The sequence below is a fragment of the Roseateles violae genome (genome assembly GCF_030410485.1).
Taxonomy (GTDB): Bacteria; Pseudomonadota; Gammaproteobacteria; order Burkholderiales; family Burkholderiaceae_C; genus Roseateles_D; species Roseateles_D violae.
On record NZ_JAUHHC010000002.1, the window covers coordinates 55,322 to 79,109 of the forward strand.

General features: G+C 69.5%; 21 protein-coding genes. 17 read left to right on the forward strand and 4 right to left on the reverse strand.

Annotated features, from left to right (window positions below; all coding sequences use genetic code 11):
* Positions 1–3: 3 nt before the first annotated feature.
* The 16 genes from flhC (QWJ38_RS05750) (at position 4) to QWJ38_RS05825 (ending at position 14,927) form a co-directional block, all read left to right on the forward strand.
* A complete protein-coding gene (gene flhC, locus QWJ38_RS05750) occupies positions 4–540 on the forward strand; it encodes a flagellar transcriptional regulator FlhC (protein WP_290358111.1) in 537 nt (178 codons plus the stop codon).
* Positions 541–551: 11 nt separating this feature from the next.
* The gene (locus QWJ38_RS05755) at positions 552–1,598 is read left to right on the forward strand and encodes a glycosyltransferase (protein ID WP_290358112.1); all 1,047 of its coding nucleotides are present in this window, start codon (positions 552–554) and stop codon (positions 1,596–1,598) included.
* Positions 1,599–1,799: 201 nt separating this feature from the next.
* Complete coding sequence (gene flhD / locus QWJ38_RS05760; RefSeq protein WP_290358110.1) at positions 1,800–2,123, forward strand: flagellar transcriptional regulator FlhD; 324 nt, start codon at positions 1,800–1,802, stop codon at positions 2,121–2,123.
* Positions 2,124–2,262: 139 nt separating this feature from the next.
* Complete coding sequence (gene flhC, locus QWJ38_RS05765; RefSeq protein WP_290358111.1) at positions 2,263–2,799, forward strand: flagellar transcriptional regulator FlhC; 537 nt, start codon at positions 2,263–2,265, stop codon at positions 2,797–2,799.
* Positions 2,800–2,822: 23 nt separating this feature from the next.
* Entirely contained in the window at positions 2,823–3,632 is an 810-nt protein-coding gene (locus QWJ38_RS05770; protein ID WP_290358113.1) for a class I SAM-dependent methyltransferase, read from the forward strand.
* Between the two features lie 21 nt (positions 3,633–3,653).
* Positions 3,654–4,511, forward strand: a complete 858-nt coding sequence (gene motA / locus QWJ38_RS05775) for a flagellar motor stator protein MotA (RefSeq protein WP_290358114.1) — start codon at positions 3,654–3,656, stop codon at positions 4,509–4,511.
* Between the two features lie 3 nt (positions 4,512–4,514).
* Entirely contained in the window at positions 4,515–5,468 is a 954-nt protein-coding gene (gene motB / locus QWJ38_RS05780) for a flagellar motor protein MotB (protein ID WP_290358115.1), read from the forward strand.
* 28 nt (positions 5,469–5,496) lie between these two features.
* A complete protein-coding gene (cheY, locus tag QWJ38_RS05785; RefSeq protein ID WP_290358116.1) occupies positions 5,497–5,889 on the forward strand; it encodes a chemotaxis response regulator CheY in 393 nt (130 codons plus the stop codon).
* A 12-nt stretch (positions 5,890–5,901) separates the two neighbouring features.
* Positions 5,902–6,537, forward strand: coding sequence for a protein phosphatase CheZ (locus QWJ38_RS05790; protein ID WP_290358117.1), 636 nt, complete (start codon positions 5,902–5,904; stop codon positions 6,535–6,537).
* Positions 6,538–6,694: 157 nt separating this feature from the next.
* The gene (flhB, locus tag QWJ38_RS05795; RefSeq protein ID WP_290358118.1) at positions 6,695–7,873 is read left to right on the forward strand and encodes a flagellar biosynthesis protein FlhB; all 1,179 of its coding nucleotides are present in this window, start codon (positions 6,695–6,697) and stop codon (positions 7,871–7,873) included.
* Positions 7,870–9,963: a flagellar biosynthesis protein FlhA gene (gene flhA / locus QWJ38_RS05800; protein WP_290358119.1), complete on the forward strand. Its 2,094-nt coding sequence runs from the start codon at positions 7,870–7,872 to the stop codon at positions 9,961–9,963. Before flhB ends, flhA begins: the two co-directional genes overlap by 4 nt.
* Complete coding sequence (gene flhF / locus QWJ38_RS05805) at positions 9,960–11,591, forward strand: flagellar biosynthesis GTPase FlhF (RefSeq protein ID WP_290358120.1); 1,632 nt, start codon at positions 9,960–9,962, stop codon at positions 11,589–11,591. Before flhA ends, flhF begins: the two co-directional genes overlap by 4 nt.
* A gap of 2 nt (positions 11,592–11,593) precedes the next feature.
* Positions 11,594–12,418 carry a MinD/ParA family ATP-binding protein gene (locus QWJ38_RS05810; protein ID WP_290358121.1) on the forward strand — a complete coding sequence of 275 codons (825 nt, stop codon included), beginning with the start codon at positions 11,594–11,596 and terminating at the stop codon, positions 12,416–12,418.
* 24 nt (positions 12,419–12,442) lie between these two features.
* Positions 12,443–13,156: an RNA polymerase sigma factor FliA gene (locus QWJ38_RS05815; RefSeq protein WP_290358122.1), complete on the forward strand. Its 714-nt coding sequence runs from the start codon at positions 12,443–12,445 to the stop codon at positions 13,154–13,156.
* Positions 13,157–13,203: 47 nt separating this feature from the next.
* Complete coding sequence (locus QWJ38_RS05820) at positions 13,204–14,559, forward strand: methyl-accepting chemotaxis protein (protein ID WP_290358123.1); 1,356 nt, start codon at positions 13,204–13,206, stop codon at positions 14,557–14,559.
* A gap of 128 nt (positions 14,560–14,687) precedes the next feature.
* On the forward strand, positions 14,688–14,927 hold the full coding sequence (locus tag QWJ38_RS05825; protein ID WP_290358124.1) for a hypothetical protein: 240 nt from the start codon (positions 14,688–14,690) through the stop codon (positions 14,925–14,927).
* Between the two features lie 21 nt (positions 14,928–14,948).
* Here QWJ38_RS05825 and QWJ38_RS05830 read toward each other — a convergent pair whose 3' ends face one another.
* The 3 genes from QWJ38_RS05830 to QWJ38_RS05840 are packed head-to-tail and all read right to left on the reverse strand — an operon-like array spanning position 14,949 to position 21,375.
* Entirely contained in the window at positions 14,949–16,721 is a 1,773-nt protein-coding gene (locus tag QWJ38_RS05830) for a GGDEF domain-containing protein (protein ID WP_290358125.1), read from the reverse strand.
* A 5-nt stretch (positions 16,722–16,726) separates the two neighbouring features.
* Positions 16,727–18,982 (reverse strand): putative bifunctional diguanylate cyclase/phosphodiesterase, encoded by a 2,256-nt coding sequence (locus QWJ38_RS05835; RefSeq protein WP_290358126.1) that lies wholly within the window; start codon positions 18,980–18,982, stop codon positions 16,727–16,729.
* A complete protein-coding gene (locus tag QWJ38_RS05840) occupies positions 18,979–21,375 on the reverse strand; it encodes a hybrid sensor histidine kinase/response regulator (RefSeq protein ID WP_290358127.1) in 2,397 nt (798 codons plus the stop codon). Before QWJ38_RS05840 ends, QWJ38_RS05835 begins: the two co-directional genes overlap by 4 nt.
* Before the next feature lie 169 nt (positions 21,376–21,544).
* Between QWJ38_RS05840 and QWJ38_RS05845 the strand changes: the two genes are divergently transcribed.
* Positions 21,545–23,089, forward strand: coding sequence for a sensor histidine kinase (locus QWJ38_RS05845; protein ID WP_290358128.1), 1,545 nt, complete (start codon positions 21,545–21,547; stop codon positions 23,087–23,089).
* 9 nt (positions 23,090–23,098) lie between these two features.
* Here the strand turns inward: QWJ38_RS05845 and QWJ38_RS05850 are convergent, their stop codons facing one another.
* Positions 23,099–23,701, reverse strand: a complete 603-nt coding sequence (locus QWJ38_RS05850; protein WP_290358129.1) for a response regulator — start codon at positions 23,699–23,701, stop codon at positions 23,099–23,101.
* Between the last annotated feature and the right edge of the window lie 87 nt (positions 23,702–23,788).

Consider the following 23,788-nt stretch of genomic DNA (forward strand, 5'->3'; position numbering starts at 1 on the left):
ACCATGCGCAACAAGAGCATCCTGACCGAAGCCAAGCAGATCGAACGTGCGGTGACCCTGATCAATCTGGGTGCGCGGCTGCAGGTGCTGGAGTCGGAGACGGACCTCAGCTACGAGCGTCTGCTGCGCCTCTATAAGGAGGTCTCGGGCAAAAGCCCCAGCAAGGGCCAGCTGCCGTTCTCGACCGACTGGTTCATGACCTGGCAGCCGAACATCCATGCCTCGCTGTTCCTGAACGTGCACGAGTACCTGAACAAGGTGGCCGAGATGGACGAGATCGACACGGTGATCAAGGCCTACCAGCTGTACCAGGAGCAGACCAAGGCGCAGGGCCTGGAGGATCTGCTGAGCGTCACGCGGGCCTGGCGCCTGGTGAAGTTCGTGGACAACGGCATGCTGACGATGACCAAGTGCAGCAAGTGCGGTGGGCATTTCGTCACGCATCCGCACGAGATCGCGCGCCACTATGTGTGCGGCCTGTGCAACCCGCCGGCGCGTGCCGGCAAGGGCCGCGCCGCCGGCGCCATCCAGATGCACTGAGCGGGCGCCGCGTGCCGCCCTTCCGTCTCTGCCTCGTCGTGATCGCGCGCGACGAGGCGCCGCGCATCGCGCGCCTGCTCGATAGCCTGCGACCCTGGGTCGACGAGATGCTGGTGCTGGACACCGGCTCGGTCGACGCGACGCCGCAGATCGCCGCCGCCCATGGCGCCCGGGTCGAGCATTTCCGCTGGTGCGAGGACTTCTCGGCCGCGCGCAACCGCGCGCTGGAACTGGCCGCGGCCGACTGGCATCTGGTGCTCGATGCCGAGGAATGGTTGATCGCCGGCGGCGAGACGCTGCAGGCCTTGCGCGAGCTGCCACCCGATTTCGTCGGCTGCCTGTCCCTGCGTGACGAATTTCACGACGAGGGCCAGCGCCGCGAGGTCTCGCAATGGCTCAGCCGCCTGCTGCCCGGCGCCGTCCGCTATGCCGGCCGGGTGCACGAACAGCCGCAGCACCGCCTGGCGCTGCGCCAGCTCGAGCTGCTGATCGGCCACGACGGCTATCAACCCGAGCGCCTGGCCGCCAAGCAGGGCCGCAATCGCGCGCTGCTGCTGCAGGCGCTGCAGGCCGCGCCCGGCGATGCCTATCTGCACTACCAGCTGGGCAAGGATTGCGCGGTCTATGAGGAGCATGAGCCGGCCGAGGCGGCCTTTGCCCGCGCGGCCGAGCTGGCGCCGGACGATGCGCCCTGGTGGACCGATCTGGTCGTGCGCCGCATCTTCGGCCTGAAACGCCTGAAGCGGCACGAGGCGGCGATCGCCTTTGCCGAGCCGCAGATGCTGCGCTGCGCCGAATCGCCCGATTTCTTCTTTGCGCTGGGCGATCTGCTGCTCGATTTCGCCGCCGACGAACCGGCGCGCGGCGAGGCGCTGCTGCCGCTGATCGAGCAGGCCTGGCGCGCCTGCCTGGACCTGGGCGAGCGCCCCGAGCAGGCCGGCGCCGTTGCCGGCCGCGGCAGCCATCTGGCCGCGCGCAACCTGGCCCTGCTGCTGGACGCCACCGGCCGGGAGGCCGAGGCGAGCGCGCTGCGCGCCGCCCATCCGCGGCCAGCCTGACAGACCGGCGCCCCCTCCTCCATCGCCGGAATTGGGGCGCTGCGGCGGTTCAACAGCGGCTTTGTAGGAAGTTGCCTGACAAGGCCGACGGAAGAAGGGGGACTGAAGCGACGGAATTGGCCCGATGTTGGGGATCAATTCGGCTCTTCACAATTCGTTCCACGTTGAGACGCAACGAGCGAACGAATCAGGAGCCGCCCCATGAACGCAGACCAGATCCTTGCCGAAATCCGTGAAGCCAATCTGTCGTACCTGATGCTGGCGCAAAGCCTGATCCGCAGCGACCGCGAGCAGGCGCTGTACCGCCTGGGCATCTCGGAGGACACGGCGACGCTGATCGGCACGCTGAGCCCGGCCCAGATGATGAAGATCGCCTCGGGCAACACCTTGCTGTGCCGCTTCCGCATGGACGACGACCTGGTCTGGGGCCTGCTGACCAGCCACGGCAAGACCGCGGCCAACGACAGCGTGTCGCGTCTTCATGCTTCCATCCTGATGGCCGGCCGCCACGCCGAAGCCGCCTGAACTGTTGACCCCCGGTCATGCGGGTACGCATGACCCGCCCCCGAGGGGCGCGAGTCCCTGGACTCGCAAAGGCGGGGCCGCTTGGGAGCGGCCCGGCGCTGGCCCCGCAAACACCGAATACCGACCGAGACACTCCACCATGCGCAACAAGAGCATCCTGACCGAAGCCAAGCAGATCGAACGTGCGGTGACCCTGATCAATCTGGGTGCGCGGCTGCAGGTGCTGGAGTCGGAGACGGACCTCAGCTACGAGCGTCTGCTGCGCCTCTATAAGGAGGTCTCGGGCAAAAGCCCCAGCAAGGGCCAGCTGCCGTTCTCGACCGACTGGTTCATGACCTGGCAGCCGAACATCCATGCCTCGCTGTTCCTGAACGTGCACGAGTACCTGAACAAGGTGGCCGAGATGGACGAGATCGACACGGTGATCAAGGCCTACCAGCTGTACCAGGAGCAGACCAAGGCGCAGGGCCTGGAGGATCTGCTGAGCGTCACGCGGGCCTGGCGCCTGGTGAAGTTCGTGGACAACGGCATGCTGACGATGACCAAGTGCAGCAAGTGCGGTGGGCATTTCGTCACGCATCCGCACGAGATCGCGCGCCACTATGTGTGCGGCCTGTGCAACCCGCCGGCGCGTGCCGGCAAGGGCCGCGCCGCCGGCGCCATCCAGATGCACTGATCAATAAGCAGCGGGAGCGCGCGATGTTCTTGCCGACGCGCTGGCCGCTGCCCGCCTTGCTCGGCTGGGCCGCCGCCTGGCTGCTGTTCAGCGCCTTGCGCGCCGTCGATGTCGAAGCCGGCTGGGCGCTGACCGCCGCGGCCCTGCTCGGCGCGGGCCTGGCCCTGCTGCAGGCGCAGCGCTGGCGCCGGCTGATCGTCGCGCTGGGATTCCCTCTTTCCGTCTTGATCAATGGTACCGGCAGCGCCATGCCGGCCTGGACCTGGCTGCTGCCGCTGGCCCTGCTGGCCCTGGTCTACCCGCGCCGCAGCTGGGGCGACGCCCCGCTATTCCCCAGTCCCGCCGGTGCGCTGGCGCGGCTGGCCGAGCTGGCGCCGCTGCCGGCCGGCGCCACCGTGCTCGACGCCGGCTGTGGCTTGGGCCATGGCCTGCGCGAATTGCGCCGCGCCTATCCGGCGGCGCGCATCGAAGGCATCGAATGGAGCGGCCTGCTGGCGCTGCTGGCGCGGCTTCGCTGCCGCTGGGCGCATATCGCGCGCGGCGATCTGTGGGCACAGCACTGGTCGCGTTTCGATCTGGTCTATGTCTTCCAGCGCCCCGAAACGATGGCGCGCATCTGGGTCAAGGCCGAGGCCCAGCTGCGGCCGGGCGCCTGGTTGGTCAGCCTGGACTTCGCGGTGCCGGCGCTGCAGCCGCTGCATGCGCTGGAACTGGGCGGCGGCCATCGCCTGTGGATTTACTACAAGGCGGCGAAGACGGTGCAGATGCAGCGATCGAGCCCGCGCGAGCGACGGCACACTCAAGACCGTCGATTCTCGGCCGATATGGGCTGAGTACCCCTTTCAAGAAACACCATGTTTGTCATCATCGGCTGGGCCATCTTGATGGTCTGCATCTTCGGCGTGTTCGTGGCGCACGGCGGCAATATCGGCGTGATCCTGCACGCCCTGCCGTTCGAGCTGATCACGATCTTCGGCGCGGCCGGTGGCGCCTTCCTGGTCAACAACCAGATGAAGGTGGTGAAGGCGACCATGGGCGGCCTGGGCCGCTGCTTCAAGGGCGGCAAGTTCAGCAAGGCCCGCTATATGGAGCTGCTGGCCCTGCTCTACGACATCCTGCAGAAGGCGCGCAAGGAAGGCCTGATGTCGATCGAGAAGGATGTCGACGATCCGCACAGCTCGGCGCTGTTCCAGAAATACCCGACGGTCGGCACCGACCACCATGTGACCGAATTCATCACCGACTACCTGCGCATGATGGTGTCGGGCAATCTGAACGCGCACGAGATCGAATCGCTGATGGACAGCGAGATCGAGACCCACCACCAGGAAGAGCATGCGGCCGTGGCCGCGCTGCAGCGCCTGGCCGGCGGCCTGCCGGCCTTCGGCATCGTCGCGGCGGTGCTGGGCGTCGTCAACACCATGGGCTCGGTCGGCCAGCCGCCGGCGGTGCTGGGCGGCATGATCGGCTCGGCCCTGGTCGGCACCTTCCTCGGCATTCTCCTGGCCTACGGCTTCGCCGAGCCGCTGGCCGGCCTGCTCGAGCAGAAGGTCGAGGACGCCGGCAAGGAACTGCAATGCATCAAGACGACCTTGCTGGCCAGCATGCAGGGCTATGCGCCGCAGGTCGCGATCGAGTTCGGCCGCAAAGTTCTCTATTCCGGTGATCGCCCCTCGTTCAGCGAGCTCGAAGGCCACGTGAAGAAGAAGTAAGTCATGGCCGGCGATTCCAAGAAACTGCAACCGATCATCATCAAGCGCGTCAAGAAGGGCGGCCATGCCGCCCATGGCGGCGCCTGGAAGATTGCCTATGCCGACTTCGTGACGGCGATGATGGCCTTCTTCCTCTTGATGTGGCTGCTCGGCTCGACCACCGAGGGCGACAAGAAGGGCATTGCCGACTTCTTCGCCTCGCCGCTGAAGGTGGCGCTGTCGGGCGGTTCGGGCTCGGGCGACTCCTCGCATGTGGTCAGGGGCGGTGGCCTGGACCTGACGCGCCAGACCGGCCAGGTCAAGGCCGGCGAGATCGAGTCGCGCCGCGCCGCCATCAATCTGCGCGCGCTGAAGGAAGAACAGCGCCGCGCCGAGCGCACCCGGCTGCAGGAGCTGAAGAAGAAGGTCGAGGAGGTGCTGGCCAACAACCCGCGCCTGGCCTCGCTGGGCGGCCAGATCCGCCTGGACATGACCAAGGAAGGTCTGCGCATCCAGATCGTCGACGAGAACAACCGGCCGATGTTCGACAGCGGCAGCGCCGTCGTGAAGCCCTATATGCGCGAGCTCTTGCGCGAGCTCGGCGCCGTGCTGGCCGAGGTGCCGAACCGGCTGACCCTGGAGGGCCACACCGACGCCCAGGCCTTCCCGGGCGGCGAGCGCGGCTACAGCAACTGGGAGCTGTCGGCCGATCGCGCCAATGCCTCGCGGCGCGAACTGATCGCCGGCGGCCTGCCCGATGCGCGCATGCTGCGCGTGCAGGGTCTGGCCGCCTCCAAGCTGCTGGAAGCCCAGCAACCCGAGAGTCCCGTCAATCGGCGCATCAGCATCATCGTGATGAACCGCGACGCGGAGGACGCAGTGCTGAAGAATTTCACGGACGAGCAGGACTCGTCCGAGCCGGGGCCGGCAGAGGCCACGAAAATTTCTTCATCAAGTTCTGCCCCGAATCTCCGATAAGACCCTCTAGCCCCCTGCGAGGAATGCAATGAGCACTGAAATGAAATTCTTGGTTGTCGACGACTTCTCGACCATGCGCCGCATCGTCCGCGGCCTGCTGAAAGAGATCGGCTACAACAACTGCGAGGAAGCGGAAGACGGCGTCGAGGCGCTGAACATGCTCAAGCAGTCCAAGTACGACTTCGTCGTCAGCGACATCAATATGCCGAACATGACCGGCTTCGAGCTGCTGAAGGCGATCAAGGAGGACGCAAACCTCAAGCACCTGCCGGTGCTGATGGTGACCGCCGAAGCGCGCAAGGAAGATATCGTGCTGGCCGCCCAGAGTGGCGCCGCCGGCTATATCGTCAAGCCCTTCACCAAGGCGACGCTGGAGGAGAAGGTTCAGAAGATCATGCAGAAGCTGGCCGCTGCGGCCTGATCGGAGGCCAGCATGAAGATGGAAGAACTGGCCAGGCTGAGCGCGAGCTCGGAGCCGCTGATCGTCTCGCCCGAGGTGTTCCAGCAGATCGGCACGATCACCCGCGTGCTGCACGACACCATGCAGCAACTGGGCGTGATGCCCAAGCTGCAGCTGGCGACCGACGGCCTGCCCGATGCGCGCAGCCGCCTCAGCTACATCGCCAACAAGACCGCCGAGGCCGCCAACAAGGTGCTGAACTCGGTCGACCAGGCCAAGGCCGACCACGCGCAGATCACGAATGCGACCAATGCGATGGCCGCCGCCATCGTGGCCGACCCGGTGCGCGCGGTCGCCAGCGGCGCGGTGATGAACTTCGTCAAGGAAATCGAGACGCGTACCGCGCGCATCGACGGCCACCTGACCGACATCATGATGTCGCAGGACTTCCATGACCTGACCGGTCAGGTCGTCGCCAAGGTCGTGACCCTGGCCAACGATCTGGAGGACAGCCTGGTCAAGCTGCTGGTCTCGGTCGTGCCGCCCGAGCAGCGCGAGAAGGTCGACCCCAACATCCTGCAGGGCCCGGTCGTCAACCCGGAAGGCCGCACCGACGTCGTCGCCAACCAGGGCGAGGTCGACGATCTGCTGGCCAGCCTGGGCTTCTGAGCCCGGCCCGCCCGCTGAACAACCCGCCGCCGGCGGGTTTTTTTCTGGCCGCGCCAGGGCCGAGAAACGGCCTGTTTAAGCCCGCTTATCCGGCTTAAGTCCGCGGCCCCTCCGGCCAACAATGCCGCCACGGGCATCCGCCCGCGCACGCATTGCCATGGCCGACCAAGACGCACAGGATCGCAACTTACCGGCCTCAGCCAAGAAGATCGAGAGATCTCGGGCCGAGGGCCAGCTGCCGCGTTCCCGCGATCTGCCGCATTTCGCGATGATGGTGGCCGGCGGCGCGATCCTGAGCGTCGGCGGCCCGGAGATCGTCGACTCGCTGCAGCAGATGCTCAGCGCCGGCCTGCGCTTCGACGCGCAGCAGCTGGCGCAGAGCGGCTTCATGGGCGAGCGCCTGGCCGAGCTGACCCTGCGCTTCCTGATGGTGATGGGGCCGATCAGCGCCGTGCTGGTGGCCGTCGCTCTGGCCAGCCATCTGGCCTCGGGCGGCTGGAACTGGACGATGAAGCCGCTGGCGCCCAAGTTCTCGCACCTGAATCCGCTCACCGGCTTCGGCCGCCTGTTCAGCGGCCAGGGCCTGGGCACCGCGCTGAAGGCGGTCGCGCTGGCCCTGGTGCTGGGCGCCGTCGGCGCCATGGTGCTGAAGAACCGCATCGCCAGCTTCGTCGGCATCATGTCGGTGCCGCTGCCGGCCGCGCTGGCCTATGCCGGCCAGCAGCTGATGGGCGGCCTGATGCTGCTGGCCATCGCGCTGGCCCTGTTCGCCGCCATTGACGTGCCGCTGCAGCGCCAGCTCTGGCTGCGCCGTCTGAAGATGACGCGCGAAGAGGCCAAGCAGGAGATGAAGGAGGTCGAGGGCAATATCGAGGTCAAGGCCAAGATGCGCGCCAAGATGCGCGAGATGGCCAAGCGCCGCATGCTGGCCGCCGTGCCCAGCGCCGACCTGGTGGTGATGAACCCGACCCACTATGCGGTCGCGCTGAAGTACGAAGAGGGCGGCATGGCCGCCCCCAAGGTGGTCGCCAAGGGTGCCGACCTCTTGGCAATGAAGATCCGCGACCTCGCCAAGGACTCCAAGGTGCCGGTGCTGCAGTCGCCGGTGCTGGCGCGTGCGCTTTATGCGCATGCCGAGCTGGACCGCGAAATCCCGGCCGTGCTGTTTGCCGCCGTGGCGCAGGTGCTGGCCTATGTCTACCAGCTGAAGGCGGCGATGGCCGGCCGTGGCGCGATGCCCTCGCAGCCCGATCCGGTGGTGCCGCCCGAACTCGATCCGCACAACAAGCCGGGCCATGCCGAAGGGCAAGCCGCGGCCGGGGATGACCAAGAATGAATGCGCTGATTGCTCGACTGCAGACCCTGCTCGGCCCGCGTGCCGGCGTCATCGGCGCCCTGGGCGCGCCGATCGCGGTGATCCTGGTGCTGTCGATGATGGTGCTGCCGCTGCCGGCCTTCGCGCTGGACCTGCTGTTCACCTTCAATATCGCGATGGCGGTGATGGTGATGATGGTCGCCGCGCACATGGTCAAGCCGCTGGACTTCGCCGCCTTCCCGACCGTGCTGCTGCTGACGACCCTGATGCGCCTGTCGCTGAACGTCGCCTCCACCCGGGTCGTGCTGCTGCACGGCCATACCGGCGCCGGCGCGGCCGGCAAGGTGATCGAATCGTTTGGCCATTTCCTGATCGGCGGCAATTTCGCGGTCGGCCTGATCGTGTTCGCGATCCTGGTCGTCATCAACTTCATCGTGGTCACCAAGGGTGCCGAGCGCATCGCCGAGGTCGGCGCCCGCTTCACCCTGGATGCGATGCCCGGCAAGCAGATGGCGGTCGATGCCGACCTGAACGCCGGCCTGATCAACGAGGCCGAGGCCAAGCGCCGCCGTGCCGAACTGGGCGACGAGGCCGACTTCTTCGGCTCCATGGACGGTGCCAGCAAGTTCGTGCGTGGCGACGCGATCGCCGGCATGCTGATCCTGGCCATCAATATCGTCGGCGGCTTCATCATCGGCGTGGCCCAGCACGGCCTCTCGGCCGGCCAGGCGGCCGACAGCTACATCCTGCTGGCGGTCGGCGATGCGCTGGTCGCGCAGATCCCGGCGCTCTTGATCTCGGTCGCCGCGGCGATGGTCGTGTCGCGCGTCGGCTCCGACAAGGACATCGGCAGCCAGATCGGCAAGCAGGTCTTCGGCTCCAGCAAATCGCTGGCGATCACCGCCGGCGTGATCGGCGCGCTGGGCCTGGTCCCGGGCATGCCGCACATCGTCTTCCTGCTGATCGCCGGGGGCTTGGGCTGGCTGGCCTGGTGGCTGCGGACCAAGGAGCAGGCGGCCAAGGCGGCCGCGGCGGCGGCGCCGAGCACCCCGGCCGCGCCGGAGCCGAATGCCGAGGCCAGCTGGGACGACCTGATCCCGGTCGACACCCTGGGCCTGGAGGTCGGCTACCGCCTGATCACCCTGGTCGACAAGAGCCGCGAGGGCGATCTGCTCAGCCGGATCAAGGGCGTTCGCCGCAAGTTCGCGCAGGAAGTCGGCTTCCTGCCGCCGGCCGTGCACATCCGCGACAACCTGGAGCTGCGCCCCAGCCAGTACCGGATCTCGCTGCGCGGCGCCGTCATCGGCGAGGCCGAGGCCTTCCCGGGCATGTGGCTGGCGATCAACCCCGGTCATGCGACGCAGAAGCTGATCGGCACCCAGACCACCGATCCCGCCTTCGGCCTGCCGGCGGTGTGGATCGAGGACCGCCAACGTGAAATGGCGCAAATGGCCGGATTTACCGTCGTTGATTGTTCGACCGTGGTGGCCACCCATCTTTCACACTTGATGCAAGTTCACGCGGCCAAGTTGTTGGGTCGCGTGGAGACCCAGGCCCTGGTGGAACACCTCACCAAGCAAGCTCCGCAACTGATCGAAGACGTGATACCCAAGATGGTCGGCATCGCTACCGTGCAACGAGTGCTCCAGCTGCTGCTGGAGGAGGGCGTGCACATCCGCGACATGCGTTCCATCGTCGAGTCGATCGCCGAGAACGCCGCCACCGTCACCGACCCGGCCGAGCTGGCCCGCCGCATCCGCACCCATATCGCCCCGGCGATCGTGCAGCAGATCTATGGCCCGGTGAAGGAGCTGGACGTGATCGCGCTGGAGCCCGAGCTGGAGCGCCTGGTCACCCAGGCCCTGAACTCCCCGCATGGCGCCTCGCTCGATCCGGGCGTGGCCGACACGCTGGCGCGCAGCGCCGCCGAAACCTCGCAGCAGCAGGAAGACCGCGGCATCCCGGCCTGTCTGCTGGTGCCCGACCTGATCCGCGCCCCGATGGCCCGCTTGCTGCGTCGCGCGGCGCCGCGCCTGAAGGTGCTGGGTCATAGCGAGATTCCTGAAACCCATTCCATCCGGATCGGCTCGATCATCGGAGGCACTGCATGAACGCCAAGCGCTTTACCGCCCGTACGTCCCGCGAAGCCCTGGCCCTGGTGCGCCAGGCCTTTGGCGAGGACGCCGTCGTGCTGTCGAACAAGCGCTGCCCCGAGGGCGTCGAGGTGCTGGCGATGGCGCCGGAAGGCATGGACCAGATCGAAAGAGTCGCCGCCACCGCGCCGCGTGTCAGCGCTGCCCCGGCGCCCAGCCGCGTGCAGGCCCGTCCGGCGGCCGCCAGCTTCGCCGAGCGCGTCGCCGGCCAGCGCCAGGAGCCGGCCTTCGGTCCGGCCGCCGAGGTCGGCGACGATGTGCAGACGCTGGCAATGAGTACCCTGTCCTTCCAGGACTATGTGCGCGAGCGCGTGCTCAAGCGGCGCCAGGCCGAGATCGATGGCCTGGCCGATCCGCTGCTGCCGCCCGCCGCCGAGCCGGCCATCGAAGCCGCCGGCGTCGGCTCGCTGGCCGCCGCCCGCCAGCAGCGCGCCCAGGCGGCGCTGCAGGCGATGCAGCCGCGCCGCGTCGCCGAGGCGCAGGCTGCCGCCCAGGCCCAGGCCCAGGCCCAGGCTCAGGCTGCCCCGGCCCGCCGCAATCCGCCGGTGCTGCGCGACGAGATCCGCATCGCCCAGCCGCTGAACGATGGCCCGAGCCTGTCCGAGCTGCCCAGCCGCGAGCGCCGCGAGCAGCTGGACATGATGAACGAGCTGCGCTCGATGAAGGGCATGATCGAGGAGCGCTTCGGCGCCCTGGCCTTCATGGAGAAGCTGCAGCGCCAGCCGGTGCAGGCCCGCCTGACCCAGAAGCTGCTCGAGATCGGTTTCTCGCCGGCCCTGGTGCGCAAGCTGGTCGAGGGTTGCCCGACCGACTTCTCCAAGCCCGGCGTGCCGGACGAAACGAGCTGGGCCGCCCATGTGCTGGCCCGCAATCTGCAGACCGACGAGGCCGCGCCGGCCCTGGAAGAGCAGGGCGGCGTGTTCGCCCTGATCGGCTCCACCGGCGTCGGCAAGACCACCACGACGGCCAAGCTGGCCGCCCATTTCGCCACCCGCTTCGGCGCCGCGAATCTGGGCCTGATCACCCTGGACGCCTACCGCGTCGGCGCGCACGAGCAGCTGCGCGCCTATGGCCGCATCCTCGGCGTGCCGGTCCACACCGCGCATGACCGCACCTCGCTGGAAGACCTGCTGGAACTGCTGTCGGCCAAGAAGATGGTGCTGATCGACACGGCCGGCATGGCCCAGCGCGACAGCCGCACCAAGGAACTGCTGGACATGCTGGCCCATCCGCGCATCCGCAAGGTGCTGGTCGTCAACGCCGCCCAGCAGGGCGAGACGATCGAGGACGTGGTCGGCGCCTGGCGCGCCAGCGAGTGCCATGGCGTCGTGCTGTCCAAGATCGACGAGGCCGTCAAGCTGGCCCCGGCGCTGGACACCCTGATCCGCCACAAGCTGAAGGTGCTGGGCGTGGCCAATGGCCAGCGCGTGCCGGAGGACTGGCATCGCCTGTCCAGCCAGGCCCTGGTGCAGCGCGCGCTGCGCAGCCAGGCCGCCGGTGCCTGGCGCATGGACAGCGCCGACGTGAACCTGATCTTCGCCGGTGGCCCCGCGCTGAGCAGCGCTGCCGCGATGGGCGCCTTCTGAGCATGGCGGCCGCGACCATGCACGACGCCTTCCGCTCCAAGCTGCCGCAAGATCAGGCCGACGGCCTGCGCCGCCTGTTCGCCGGCTCGCGCGTGCGCTTCATCCCGGTCGTCTCGAACCCGCATGTGGTCGGTGCCGGCGCGCTGCTGGAAGGTCTGTGCGCCGCCTTTGCCGAGCTGGGCCTGCATACGCTGGTCGTCGATGCCGGCGAGCTGTCGCCCGCGCCGGCCGAGCTGGCCCAGGTCGACCTGGCCGCCTGCGTCGAGCGCCTGTCCAAGAACGTGTCCTACCTGGCCGCCCGCGGCCTGCCGATGCGCCATATCAATGCCAATGGCTCGGCCGCCCATTTCCTCGAGGTGGTCAGCGATGCCGCGCCGCAGGCCGAGGTCGTGCTGCTGCACGCCAGCGCCGCCGAGCTGGCGCGCGTGGTCGCGCTGCGCGAGGTGCGCCCGGTGCTGCTGGCCGATACCGATCCGCAAAGCGTCACCCATGCCTACGCCGGCATGAAGTGGCTGGCGCAGCGCGCCGGCCTGATGGTCTACAGCCTGCTGATGGCCTGCAACCCGCAGCTGCGCCTGTCGGAGCGCATCGCCCAGCAGATCAGTTCCTGCGCCGATGGCTTCCTCGGTGCGGTGCTGCGCGACTGGGCCTGCCTCGATCCCAAGACCCCGCCGAGCGCCCCGATCGCCCCCGAGATGCGCCATCTGGCGCGCGAGCTGCTGCTGGCCGCGCCTCCCGGCGCCGCGCTGGAAGCCGCCTCCGTCAATGCGACCCCGCTGCGCCCGGCGCAGCGCGTCGCCCGCCCGCAAACCGCCGCCCTCGTTTAAGACAAGAAGCTGCTGGAGCTGATGATGTACACCGCCAAAGGTCGCCTCGATAACTCCTCGATGATCAAGCAGTACAGCCCGCTGGTGCGGCGCCTGGCGCATCAGATGATCGCCAAGCTGCCGGCCAATGTCGAGATCGACGACCTGATCCAGGTCGGCCTGATCGGCCTGACCGATGCGCTGTCGCGCTTCGACATCGCCCAGGGCGTGCAGTTCGAGACCTTCGCGACCCAGCGCATCCGCGGCGCCATGCTGGACGAGCTGCGCGGCGGCGACTGGATGAGCCGCGGCACGCGCCGCCAGCAGCGCGAGATCGAGGCCGCCGTGCGCAAGCTCGAGCAGCAGGTCGGCCGCGCGCCGGTGGAGAGCGAGATCGCCAAGGAAATGGGCATCAGCCTGGGCGAATACCAGGAGCTGCTCGGCAAGGTGCGCGGCACCCAGCTGGTCTATCTGGAAGACATGTCCGGCGACGAGGGCGACGAGGACTTCCTCGACCGCCATGTGGCCGACGACAGCAACAACCCGATGGCCATGCTGCAGGACCAGCGCATGCGCGAGGCCCTGGTTGCCGCGATCAAGAACCTGCCCGAGCGCGAGCAGTTCGTGATGAGCATGTACTACGAGCACGACATGAATCTCAAGGAGATCGCGGCCGTGCTGAAGGTCACGGAGTCGCGCGTCTGCCAGCTGCACAGTCAGTCGATTGCAAGGTTGCGCGTCAAACTGAGGGATTGGTAAGACGCGGGCGCTGCTTCGGGCTCCCGCCACCATCGGAGGTCTGCCCCATGTTCGGAGCTTTCAAGAAGGGCGCCGCCGCCGAGACGGCGCCCCTTGCCATTGCCGAGCCGGGCCTCGGCAGCGAGGCCGCCGTCGAGGTGATCCGGCGCCTGTCGCGCGCGATGTCCTCGGTCGGCAAGGATGCCGCCGAGGTGCGCGGCGCGCTGGAGGACACGCAGCGCGTCGTGCTGGCCCAGGCCGAGGCGATGAGCGCTTTGGGCGCCCAGCTGCAGCAGGTGCGCCAGACCCAGGACGCGATCAGCCAGGCGACGCGGCAGAGCGGCGAGGCGGTCGAGCGTGCGCGTGGCGCGCTGGGCGGTGTCGGCGACGAGGTCGGCGGCATCGTCAGCACCCTGCGCCAGGTCTCCGATGCGGCCGGCGACATCACCAAGATCGCATTGCAGACGCGGCTGGTCGCCTTCAATGCCTCGGTCGAGGCCAAGCGCGCCGGCGAGGCCGGCCGCGGCTTCGGCGTGGTGGCCGATGCGGTGAAGGCGCTGGCCGGCCAGGTCGAGAGCAGTTCCAAGGCCATCGTCGGCGCGATCGCGACCTTGGACGAACGCATCGAGCGCTTCAGCCGCGAACTGCGCAGCGAGGCCGGCGGCGGCGAGAAGAGTGCGATCCACCAGGCTTTTGCCGATGTCGAGGGCGATGTCGCCCGCATCGCCGCCTCGGCCCGGCAGAGCGGCCAGACCATGCTGACGCTGAACGAGCGCGCGGCGACGCTGGAGCAGGAGGTCCAGCATGCGATGAGCGGGCTGAAGACCGCCTTTGCCTGCAGCGACCGCTTCCTGCGCCTGTCGGAGGAGTTGATCGAGCAGATCGCTGAGACCGGCCTGGAGGTCGAGGACACGCCCTATATCCGCGGCGCCCAGCAGGCCGCCGCCGAGATCGCCGCCCTGCTGGAGCAGGCGCTGGCCAGCGGCGCGATCGGCGAGGCCCAGCTCTTCGACGAGCAGTACCGGCCGATCGTCGACACCGACCCGGCCCAGCATCTGACCGCCTTCACCCAGCTGGCGGACCGCCTGTTCCCGCCGGTGCAGGAGCGCCTGCTGAGCCTGAGCAACAAGGTCGTGTTCTGCATCGCCGTCGACCGCAATGGTTATGTGGCGACGCACAACAAGAGCTACTGCCATCCGCAGCGCCCGGGCGAACTGGCCTGGAACACGGCCAACAGCCGCTACCGCCGCATCTTCAACGACCGCACCGGCCTGGCCTCGGCGCGCAACCAGCGGCCCTTCCTCTTGCAGACCTACCGCCGCGATATGGGTGGCGGCCGCTTCGTGCTGCTGAAGGAGGCCGCCGCGCCCATCGTCGTGCGTGGCCGCCACTGGGGCGGCCTGCGCCTGGCTTTCGGCTTCTGAGCGGGCGATCTGCGTACGCGGCCGGTGCTGCCGCTGGCCTGCGCTGTTAGCATTTTGCGAGCGCCGGCGCCGCCGGCCATTCCTGCCGCAGCCTGGGCCGCCCAATGACGAATGCACGCCAAATCCTGATGATTGTTCCGGCCGCGCTGGCCCTGGTGGCCTGCGCCGCGCCGCCGGCCGAGCCGAGCCCGGCTCCTGCCGGCACCCAGGCCGGCGCGCAGGAGGTCTGCGAGAAGGTCTACAAGGTCGGCGTGGCGATCCCGGTCAAGGAATGCCGCAAGGAAGCGGGCAGCGACGAAGAGCGCCGCCGCATGCAGGACGAGTTCCGCAAGACGACCCGCCCGGGCGGCACGCCGCCGGGCGGCTGATCGGCGGGCCGGGCCCCGCGCTCAGGGCGCGACGCAGGCGCGGTTTTTCCCGGTGTGCTTGGCCTCGTAGAGGGCCACATCGGCGCGGTCCAGCGCCGCCTCCAGGGTCTCGCCGCCGCGGTACAGCGTCACGCCGGCCGAGAAGGTGACGAAGACGTCCTTGCCCTCGTGCATGAAGAGGCTCGCGGACAGCGAGCGCTGCAGCCGCGCCAGCACCGCCTGCGCCTCGTCGATCGGCGTAGCCGGCAGCATCAGCACGAATTCCTCGCCGCCGTAGCGGGCGACCAGATCGCCCGGGCGCAGCAGCTGCGAGACGCGCTCGGCCAGCGACTTCAGCGCCATATCGCCGGCCGCATGGCCCAGCGAGTCGTTCAGCTTCTTGAAGTTGTCGATGTCCAGCAGCGCCAGCGAGATCGGCACCGCCTCGCGCTCGGCCTTGGCCTGCTCGGTCGCGAAGGCGGCGATCAGGCCGCGGCGGTTGGCGATCTGGGTCAGCTGGTCGGTCTGCACCTCGGCCGACAGCCGCCGCAACTCGTCCTCCAGCGACTGCACCTTGTCGCTGAGCTCGCTGGCGCGCTGGTGTTCCATGCTCAGGCGCTGCTGGGTCTGTTGCACCAGCGCCTGCACGCTGCGGCTTTCCTCGACCATCTCGCGCACGGTGCCGGCCAGGCTTTCCAGCGAATCGGCCCGCTCGATCGCCTCGGCATAGCGGCCGACATTGTCCTGGAAGCGGTCGGTGTGCTGGCCCAGCACGGCCAGCTCGGCCAGCATCTGCTGGATCAGCGATTTCAGCGCGTCGCGGGCGCGGCCACGCTCGTCGCGCAGCGCGCGCTGGCGGCTGCGCGTGCCCAGCAGCATCTCGGAGACCGAGCGCACGCCGCGGCCGGAGAGGCCCTGGGTCAGCGTGTCGTTCATCGCCTCGGCCTGGCCGCGCGCCCAGGAGTCGTCCTCGGCCAGCTCGACCAGGCTGGCGCTGAGCTCGCGGCAGAGCTGGCCCAGCTCGGCAAACAGATGCTGACGATGGTCCAGCATATGGCGCGCGCGCTGGCACAGCGCCTCGATCTGTTCGACCCGGGCCGGCGTCGCGCCCTCGCGCAAGAGCGCCGTCTGGGCCGCGTCGAGTTCGGCGATCAGCTCCTCGCCATGGCCCAGCGGGTTGTGCAGCGCATGCTGGACGGTGGCATGCAGGCTGCCCTCGATCGCCGGCCAATGCGCGGGCAGGCGTGAATCGGCCTCGGTCTCGCTTGGCGCCGTCGGCTCGGCGCTCTCGGCCTGCTGCATATCGATGTCGGCATCGGCCGCGTCGGCACCCCAGCTGGCCAGCAAGTGCTGCAGGCGCTGGGTCAGCCGCTGCGCATCGGCGCGATTGGCCTCCAGCACGCGCTGCAGGCCGTCCTTCTTGCGCGCGACGGTCCAGCCGCGGCCGCCGCGCTCGAGCCCGCGCACCAGGCCCTCGATCAGCTGCGACAAGGCCTGAGCCTGGGCGGCCGGGCTGTCCGCGCCCTGCTGCAGCTGCTCGAGCCGGCGCAGCGCCTCGTCCCAGCGCGCCTGCTCGATGCATTGCTGCAATTGCTGGCGCGCGGCACCGGCCGGCAGGCCCAGCGCCAGCAGCCTGGTCAGCAGCGCCTGCGCGCGCTCGGGCAGGGCAGGGGCCGCAGCCTCGACGCCCGATTCGATCGCGTAGGCGCGCGCATAGTTTTCCGGCGTCGGCTCCAGCTGCGCCTGGGCCAGCCGCAGCAGCGCGGCCTTGGCGATCTGGGCCGGCGGCTGCGCGGGGCGGCGCGGCTCGTTCATCGCGCTCAGCGCTGGCCGGCCGGGCGCAGCAGGTCGCTGCCGCCCAGCGTGCCGCCGGCCTCGGCGCCGGCCTGGGCGATCCAGGGCGCCTTGCGCGGCAGCACCGTTTGCGCCAGCCATTGCTCGAGTTCCTCGGGCGGCAGCGGCTTGCTGAACAGGAAGCCCTGCATCAGCGAGCAACCCAGGCGGTGCAGCACGTCCATCTGGCGCAGCGTCTCGACGCCCTCGGCGATCACGCGCAGGCCCAGCGCGCGGGCCAGGGCGATGATGGCGGTGACGACGGCCGAGCTCTGCGGCGTGATGCCCAGATCGCGCACGAAGGTGCGGTCGATCTTGACCTCGGAGATCGGCAAGGTGGTCAGATAGGCCAGCGAGGAATAGCCGGTGCCGAAGTCGTCGATCGAGATCTCGACGCCGACCTCGTTGAGCCGGTGCAGCGCCGGGATGACGTTCTGCAGATCCTTCATCAGGTTGTTCTCGGTGATCTCCAGCTGGATCGCCCGGTGCGGCACGCCATAGGCGCTCACGCATTGATGGATGTGCTCGACCAGATCGGTGCGCTCGAACAGGCGGCTGGGCAGGTTGACGGCGATCGAGTCGGAGAAGCCGAAGTTCAGCTGCCAGACCTTGGCCTGGCGCGCCGCCTCGCGCAGCGCCCATTCCGAGAGCGGCACGATCAGGCCGGTCTCCTCGGCCAGCGGGATGAACTCGGCCGGCGGCACCAGCTTGTCGCCGCGCTTCCAGCGCATCAGCGCCTCGGCGCCGACCATGCGGGCCGCACGCACATCGACCTTGGGCTGGTAGTGCAGCACGATCTCGTTGCGCTCCAGCGCCTTGTGCAGCGCGCTTTCCAGCTCCAGCTTCTCGCGCCCCTGGCCGGCCAGCATCGGGGTGTACAGGGCCGCCGCATTGCGGCCCTGCGACTTGACCGCGTACATGGCGACGTCGGAGTTGCGCAGCAGATCGGCCATGGTCTGGCCGTCGCGCGGATAGAGCGCGATGCCGACGCTGGCGGTGACGAAGCATTCCTGGCCGGCGATGAAGATCGGCTCGCGCAAGGCCTCCAGCACCCGGTCGGCCACGCGCTCGGCATCGCGCTCGTCGGCGACCTCGGGCAGCAGCGCAACGAACTCGTCGCCGCCGAGGCGGCCGACCGCCTCCAGGCTGCGGTGCGAGCGCCCGGCCACCGCTTCCAGCGTGCCTTCCATCACCTGGTCCGAGTGGCGCACGCAGCCGCGCAAGCGCCGTCCGACCTCGATCAGCAACTCGTCGCCTGCGGCATGGCCCAGGGTGTCGTTGATGATCTTGAAGCGGTCCAGGTCGATCAGCAGCAGGCCGACCTCGTGGTTGCCGCGGCGCGCCTGCTCGATCGCGCGCTCGACGCGCCAGATCAGCTGGCGGCGGTTGGGCAGGCCGGTCAGCGCGTCGAAATGCGCCAGCTGCTTGATGCGGTCCTCGGCCTGGCGGCGGTCGGTGACGTCCTGCATCACGCCGGTATAGCCGCTGGCATTGCCATGCTCGTTGAACTCGGGCTCGGCCTCGATATGGACGACGCGCGAGCGGCCGTCCGGCAGGGTCACGGCCAGGTCGGTGACCAGCACCGAATGGTGGGCCATCACGTCGCGCAGCAGGCGCAGGAACAGCGTGCGCTCCTCGCGCGGCACCATGCGCATCACGCCGATGAAGTCCAGCCCCTCCAGCGGGCCGCGGCCGAACACGCGCAGTGCCTCGGCGGCCAGCGAGAAGCTGCCGCCGCCGATGCCGCCGCGATGCCATTCGAAGCTGCCCATGCGGGCCAGGTCCTGCGCGCGCGCCAGCTTGGCCTTGCTGCGCTCCAGCTCGATGCGGGTGCGCGAGCTGCGCAGCAGATAGCGCAGGCGCCCGGCCAGCAGGCTCCACTGCGGGGACTTGACGAAGAAATCGGTGGCGCCGACCTGGTAGGCGCGGGTGATCGAGGCCTCGTCGTCCAGGCCGGTCAGCATCAGCACCGGCGTCGATTCGAAGCCGGGCATCGCGCGCAGCCGGGTGCAGGTCTCGAAGCCGTCCAGCTCCGGCATCATCGCGTCCAGCACGATGATGTCGGGCATGCTCTCGGCCATCAGCTCCAGGCCCTCGGCGCCGCTGCGCGCCTCGATGATCTCGAAGCCGCGTTCGCGCAGCGCGATCGCCGTCAGCAGCAGATTGACCTCGTCGTCATCGACCAGCAGCACCTTGGGCTGCTCGGGCAGGTCATCGTCGGGCACGGGAGCGACTGCGTTCATGGCGTGTTCTGAAGGGCCGTCAGGGCCAGGCGGACTTCGGCGATCTCGACCAGCATGGCATCCAGCAGCGGGTCCAGACCTTGGGCGTGGCCAAGCCGGGCCATCGTCTCGATCTCGGCGCAGCGCTGCGACAGTGCCAGCGCGCCCAGGCTCGCCGACGACGATTTTAGGGTGTGGCTGACATGGCGGACGACCGCCAGATCCAGTGTTTCGCCACGCGCCTGCGCCAGTTCGGGCAGCAGCCGTTCCAGCGACTTCAGATAGGCGTTGATGATGCGCGGCAGCAGCTGGCTGCTGCCGTCGGGGTCGAGTTCGCGCAGGCGCGCAAGCGCCTGGGCATCCAGCACGCAGGTGTCGGAGTTCGGGGTTCCACTCATCGTGGCGCCATCATGCACCAGCGCCGTGCCATCCTTGGCCGCCTGCGGCGACGAGTCGTGAGATTCCGTTGAATCGTGCAGGTTGTCATCCAGATGGCGGCTCAGCATGGCAAGCAATTGGCTTTGGCGGAAAGGTTTGGGCAGGTAGTCGTCGAAACCATGGCTCAGCAGGCGTTTTTCGTCGCCGCTGAGCGCATTGGCGGTCACCGCGACGACCGGCACGGCCGGCGGCGTCTGTCCGGCGCTCTGGCGGCGCAGGCGCTGCAGGGCCTCGATGCCGTCCATGCCGGGCATGTGGATGTCCATCAGCACCAGGTCGAAGCGCTCGTCCTGCAGCGCCTGCAGGCCGGCGTGGGCGCTGTCGGCCAGCCGCACCGCGCAGCCCAGATGGGCCAGCATCTGGAAGATGACCTCCTGGTTCACCTGATTGTCTTCCACGACCAGAATGTAACGGCCCGGCCAGCGCGGCGCCGCCGCGGCGGCTTCGGCCGCCGGCTCGGGGGCCTGCCGCACCGGCACGCTGAAGCAGAACACGGAGCCGCCGTCGGCCGGGCGGCGCGCCGACAGGCTGCCGCCCATGCGCTGCACCCGCTGCTGGACCAGGGCCAGGCCCAGGCCGGCGCCGGCATGGCGGCGCGCGAGGCCGGCCTCGGCCTGGGTGAAGGGCTTGCTCAGCCGCGGCAGCTCGGCCGGGTCGAAGCCGATGCCACTGTCGCTGACCTCGAATTCGAGCAGCAGGCCGCCCGCGGCGGCCGGCCGGCTGGCGACGGCCAGCCGCACGCCGCCGCGTGGGGTGAACTTCAGCGCGTTGTCGAGCAGGCCGTCCAGCACCTGGGCGATGCGCGGCGCGTCGCCGATCAGCCGGGCCGGCAGCAGCGGCGCGGCGTCCAGGTCCAGTGTCAGGCCCTGAGCGGCGGCGCGCGCGGCCAGCGGCGCCAGCGCCGCCTCGGCCAGCGCGCGCGGGTCGAAGTGCTCGGCGGCCGCTGCCGCCGTCGCGGCCGGCGCCTCGCCGCCCTGGGCATAGGCGAGCAGGCCGTCCATCAGGCGCAGCAGGTCCTCGGCACAGCGCTGCGCGACCTCGGCCTGGTGGCGCTGCTCGGCGCTCAAGCCGGTCTTCAGCAGCAGCTCGGTCATGCCCAGGATGCCGTTCATCGGCGTGCGGAACTCATGGCTCATATTGGCCATGAAGGCGCTCTTGGCGCGGCTGGCCGCCTCGGCGCGGTCGCGCGCCTGCTGCAACTCCTCGCGCTGGCGCTGCTCGTCGCTGACATCGGCCAGGATCGCATAGACCAGGGCCTGGCCGGCCTGCTGGCGCAGCCGCGTGCGCAGGCGCAGCCAGCGCAGGCCCTTGGCCGGATGCTCGATGCGCAGCACCAGATCGGCGCCGCCGCCATCGGCCTGCATCAGCAGGCGCCGGTCGTACAGCACGCGGTCGGCCGGATGGATGCGCTCGCGCAATTGCTGCAGGCCCTGGCGCAGATCGACCGGGCTCAGGCCCAGCATGTCCAGCAGCAGCGGCGAGCTGAAATGCAGTCGGTCCCATTGCGGCGTGGTCACGAACAGGCATTCGCGCACCGCCTCGGTCACCTCGCGAAAGCGCGTATCGCTTTCCTGCAGCGCCCGCTGCAACTGCTGCTCGGCACCGGCGTCCTGCAGGCACAGCAGGCCGATGCGGTTCGGCAGCAGGCTCAGCTGCAGCTGCAGCCAGCGCTGGCCATGGCGGCCGGCCAGGGCCAGCATCTGGCGCGCCGGGGCGCGCTGGCCGGCCAGCGCCTGCCAGCGCTCGGCGGCGCAGGCGCGCAGCAACTCGGGCGGCAGCGCCTGCTGCAGCGGTTGCGGCAGCGGCGCGGCGGCGGCCGGCAAGGCCAGCAGGCGCTCCGCCTCGCGGTTCAGGTGCAGCAGCTGCCCGCTGCCCAGGTCCAGCAGCGCGATGCCCAGCGGCAGTGCATCGCCGACCAGGCTAGCGCTGATGCGGCCGGCTGCCCGGGCCGCGGCCGGATCGTCGGTGATGCTCATGACAGGGAAGACAGGGAAGACGGCTTCATCGAAAGGGCAGGGATCGGTCGGGGCGGGTGGCCACGCGCCGTATCGAAGCGATATCGGCCGCGGCGGCGCCGACTTGAGGCAAGGCGCGCATCTTCGCCGCTCGGCGGGGCCCCGCGCCATGCTCCTTACAATGCCTTGCATGAACAGTCTCGGTGATGCCGCAGCCCGCACGCGTCGACTGCCCCGCCGGGGCGCGGCCCTGCTGCTGGGCCTGGCATTGTCGGGCCTGCTGCTGGGCCTGTTGAGCCTGCTGCTGGAACTCGGCGACGGGGGCTCGCTGGGCCTGCCGGCGCTGGCGACGGTCGCGCTGTGCACGGCGCTGCTGCTGCTGGTCGTTGCCGCGCTGGGCTGGCATGTCGGCGTGCGCCTGACCCGCCAGCGCCTGGGCGAGGCCTTGCGCGAGGCGCGGCTGCAGACCCAGGCGCTGACGCAGCTGCAGCCCGACTGGCTGTGGGCCACCGACGCCGAACACCATCTGGTGCGCTGGCAGGCGCCGCAGGGCGCGGTGGCCTCCAGCTGGGTCGGCGCCGCCGCGACGCAGGCGCTGTGGGAGCGCTTCGAACTGGACGAGCCGGCGGACGAGGGTCACGGCGATCTGCGCGCGCGGCTACAGGCGCAGGCGAACTTTGCCGGCCTGCGTGTGCGCAAGGGCGATGGCAGCGGCGGGCGCTGGCTGCTGCGCGGCCTGGCCAGCTGGGATGGCCAGGGCCGCTTTGCCGGCTACCAGGGCACGGCGCGCGCGCTGGTGGTCGAAGCGAACGTCAACCCGGGCGGCTGGATCGAGACCCTGCCGATGCCGGCATGCCTGCTGGGCGGCGCCGAGGGCGCAACCGTGCTGGCACTGAACGGCGCTGCCGCGGCACTCGGTGGCGGCCTGGCCCTCGGCGCCGACTGGCGGGCCTGTCTGACGCAGCTGCCGGCGGCGCAGCAGCGCTGGGCCCTGGGCGAGCCGCTCGATGGCCGGCGCCTGGCCTGCCTGCAGACGGCAGCGGCCGCCGATGCGGCGCTGGAGCTCAGCGAGCGCGAATCGTTCAGCTACACGGTCTCGCACGATCTGCGCGCGCCGCTGCGCGTGGTCGAGGGCTTTGCACGCATCCTCAAGGAGGACTACGGCCGCCTGCTGGACCGCATCGGCAACGACCATCTGGACCGCGTGATGGGCGCGGCCGCGCGCATGAACAGCATGATCGACGCGCTGCTGTCGCTGGCCCAGCTGTCGACGCAGCCGCTGCAGCAGCAGCCGGTCAATCTGTCGCAGCTGGCCGGCTTCGTCATCGAGGAGCTGCGCCGCCATGCGCCGGAGCGTGCGGTCGAGGTGCAGATCCAGCCGCAGCTGCTCGTGCAGGGCGACCCGACCTTGCTGCGCATGCTGCTGGAGAACCTGCTCGGCAATGCCTGGAAGTACAGCGGCAAATGCGAGCGCTCGCAGATCCGCTTCGAGCTGCTGCAGCTGCAGGACGGCCAGCGCGCCTTCGTCATCGCCGACAACGGCGCCGGCTTCGACATGCGCTTTGCCGACCGCCTGTTCGGCGTCTTCCAGCGCCTGCACAGCGCCAGCGATTTCCAGGGCACCGGCGTCGGCCTGGCCTCGGTGCGCCGCATCGTGCGCCGCCATGGCGGCGAAATCTGGGCCGAGTCCGAGCCCGGCCAGGGCGCGCGCTTCTACTTCACCCTGGCCGGCTGAGGCCGGCGCTCAAAGCCGCCCGGGCTGGGCCAGCAGCTCGACCGCCTCGACCAGGCGCTGCGCCTGCTCGGCCAGCGACCGGCCCTCGTCCTCGGCCGATTGCTGCAGCCGCTGCAGCGCCTCGCTGCGCGACAGCGAATAGCGGTGCATCAGCACGCCGACCGCCATGGGCACCAGCTGCTGCAGCACGGTGGCGCCGGCGCCGATCGCCTCGCGCGCCGGCAGCGGAGGCGGCGGGGCGCGCCGGTTCGCGAACGCCGCCTCGACGGCCGGCACGATCTGTTGGATGTCCAGCGGCTTGACCAGGTAGGCGACCGCGCCCAACTCCTTGACCTTGGCCACCGTCTGCTCGTCGGCAAAGGCGGACAGGAACATGAAGGGGATCTGCAGGTATTCGCGCAGATAGGCGGCGACGTCGAAGCCGCTCATGCCCTCCATGCGGATGTCCAGCAGGGCCAGCTCGGGCCGGTGCTCGCGCGCCAGGAGGATCGCGTCGTCGCCGTTGTCGGCGTCGATCACCTCGAAGCCGGCCTGGGACAGGCCATAGCTGAGCGTCGCCAGCACCAGCCGGTCATCGTCGACTACCAGTATCTTGCCCTTGCTGCCGCTCACGAGTCCCCCGGTGCCGGATCAGGGCCGGCGCGAATGCCCAGGCTAAGGCCCGGATCATGGCCGCATTGTGACCGAATCCGCCGGCGC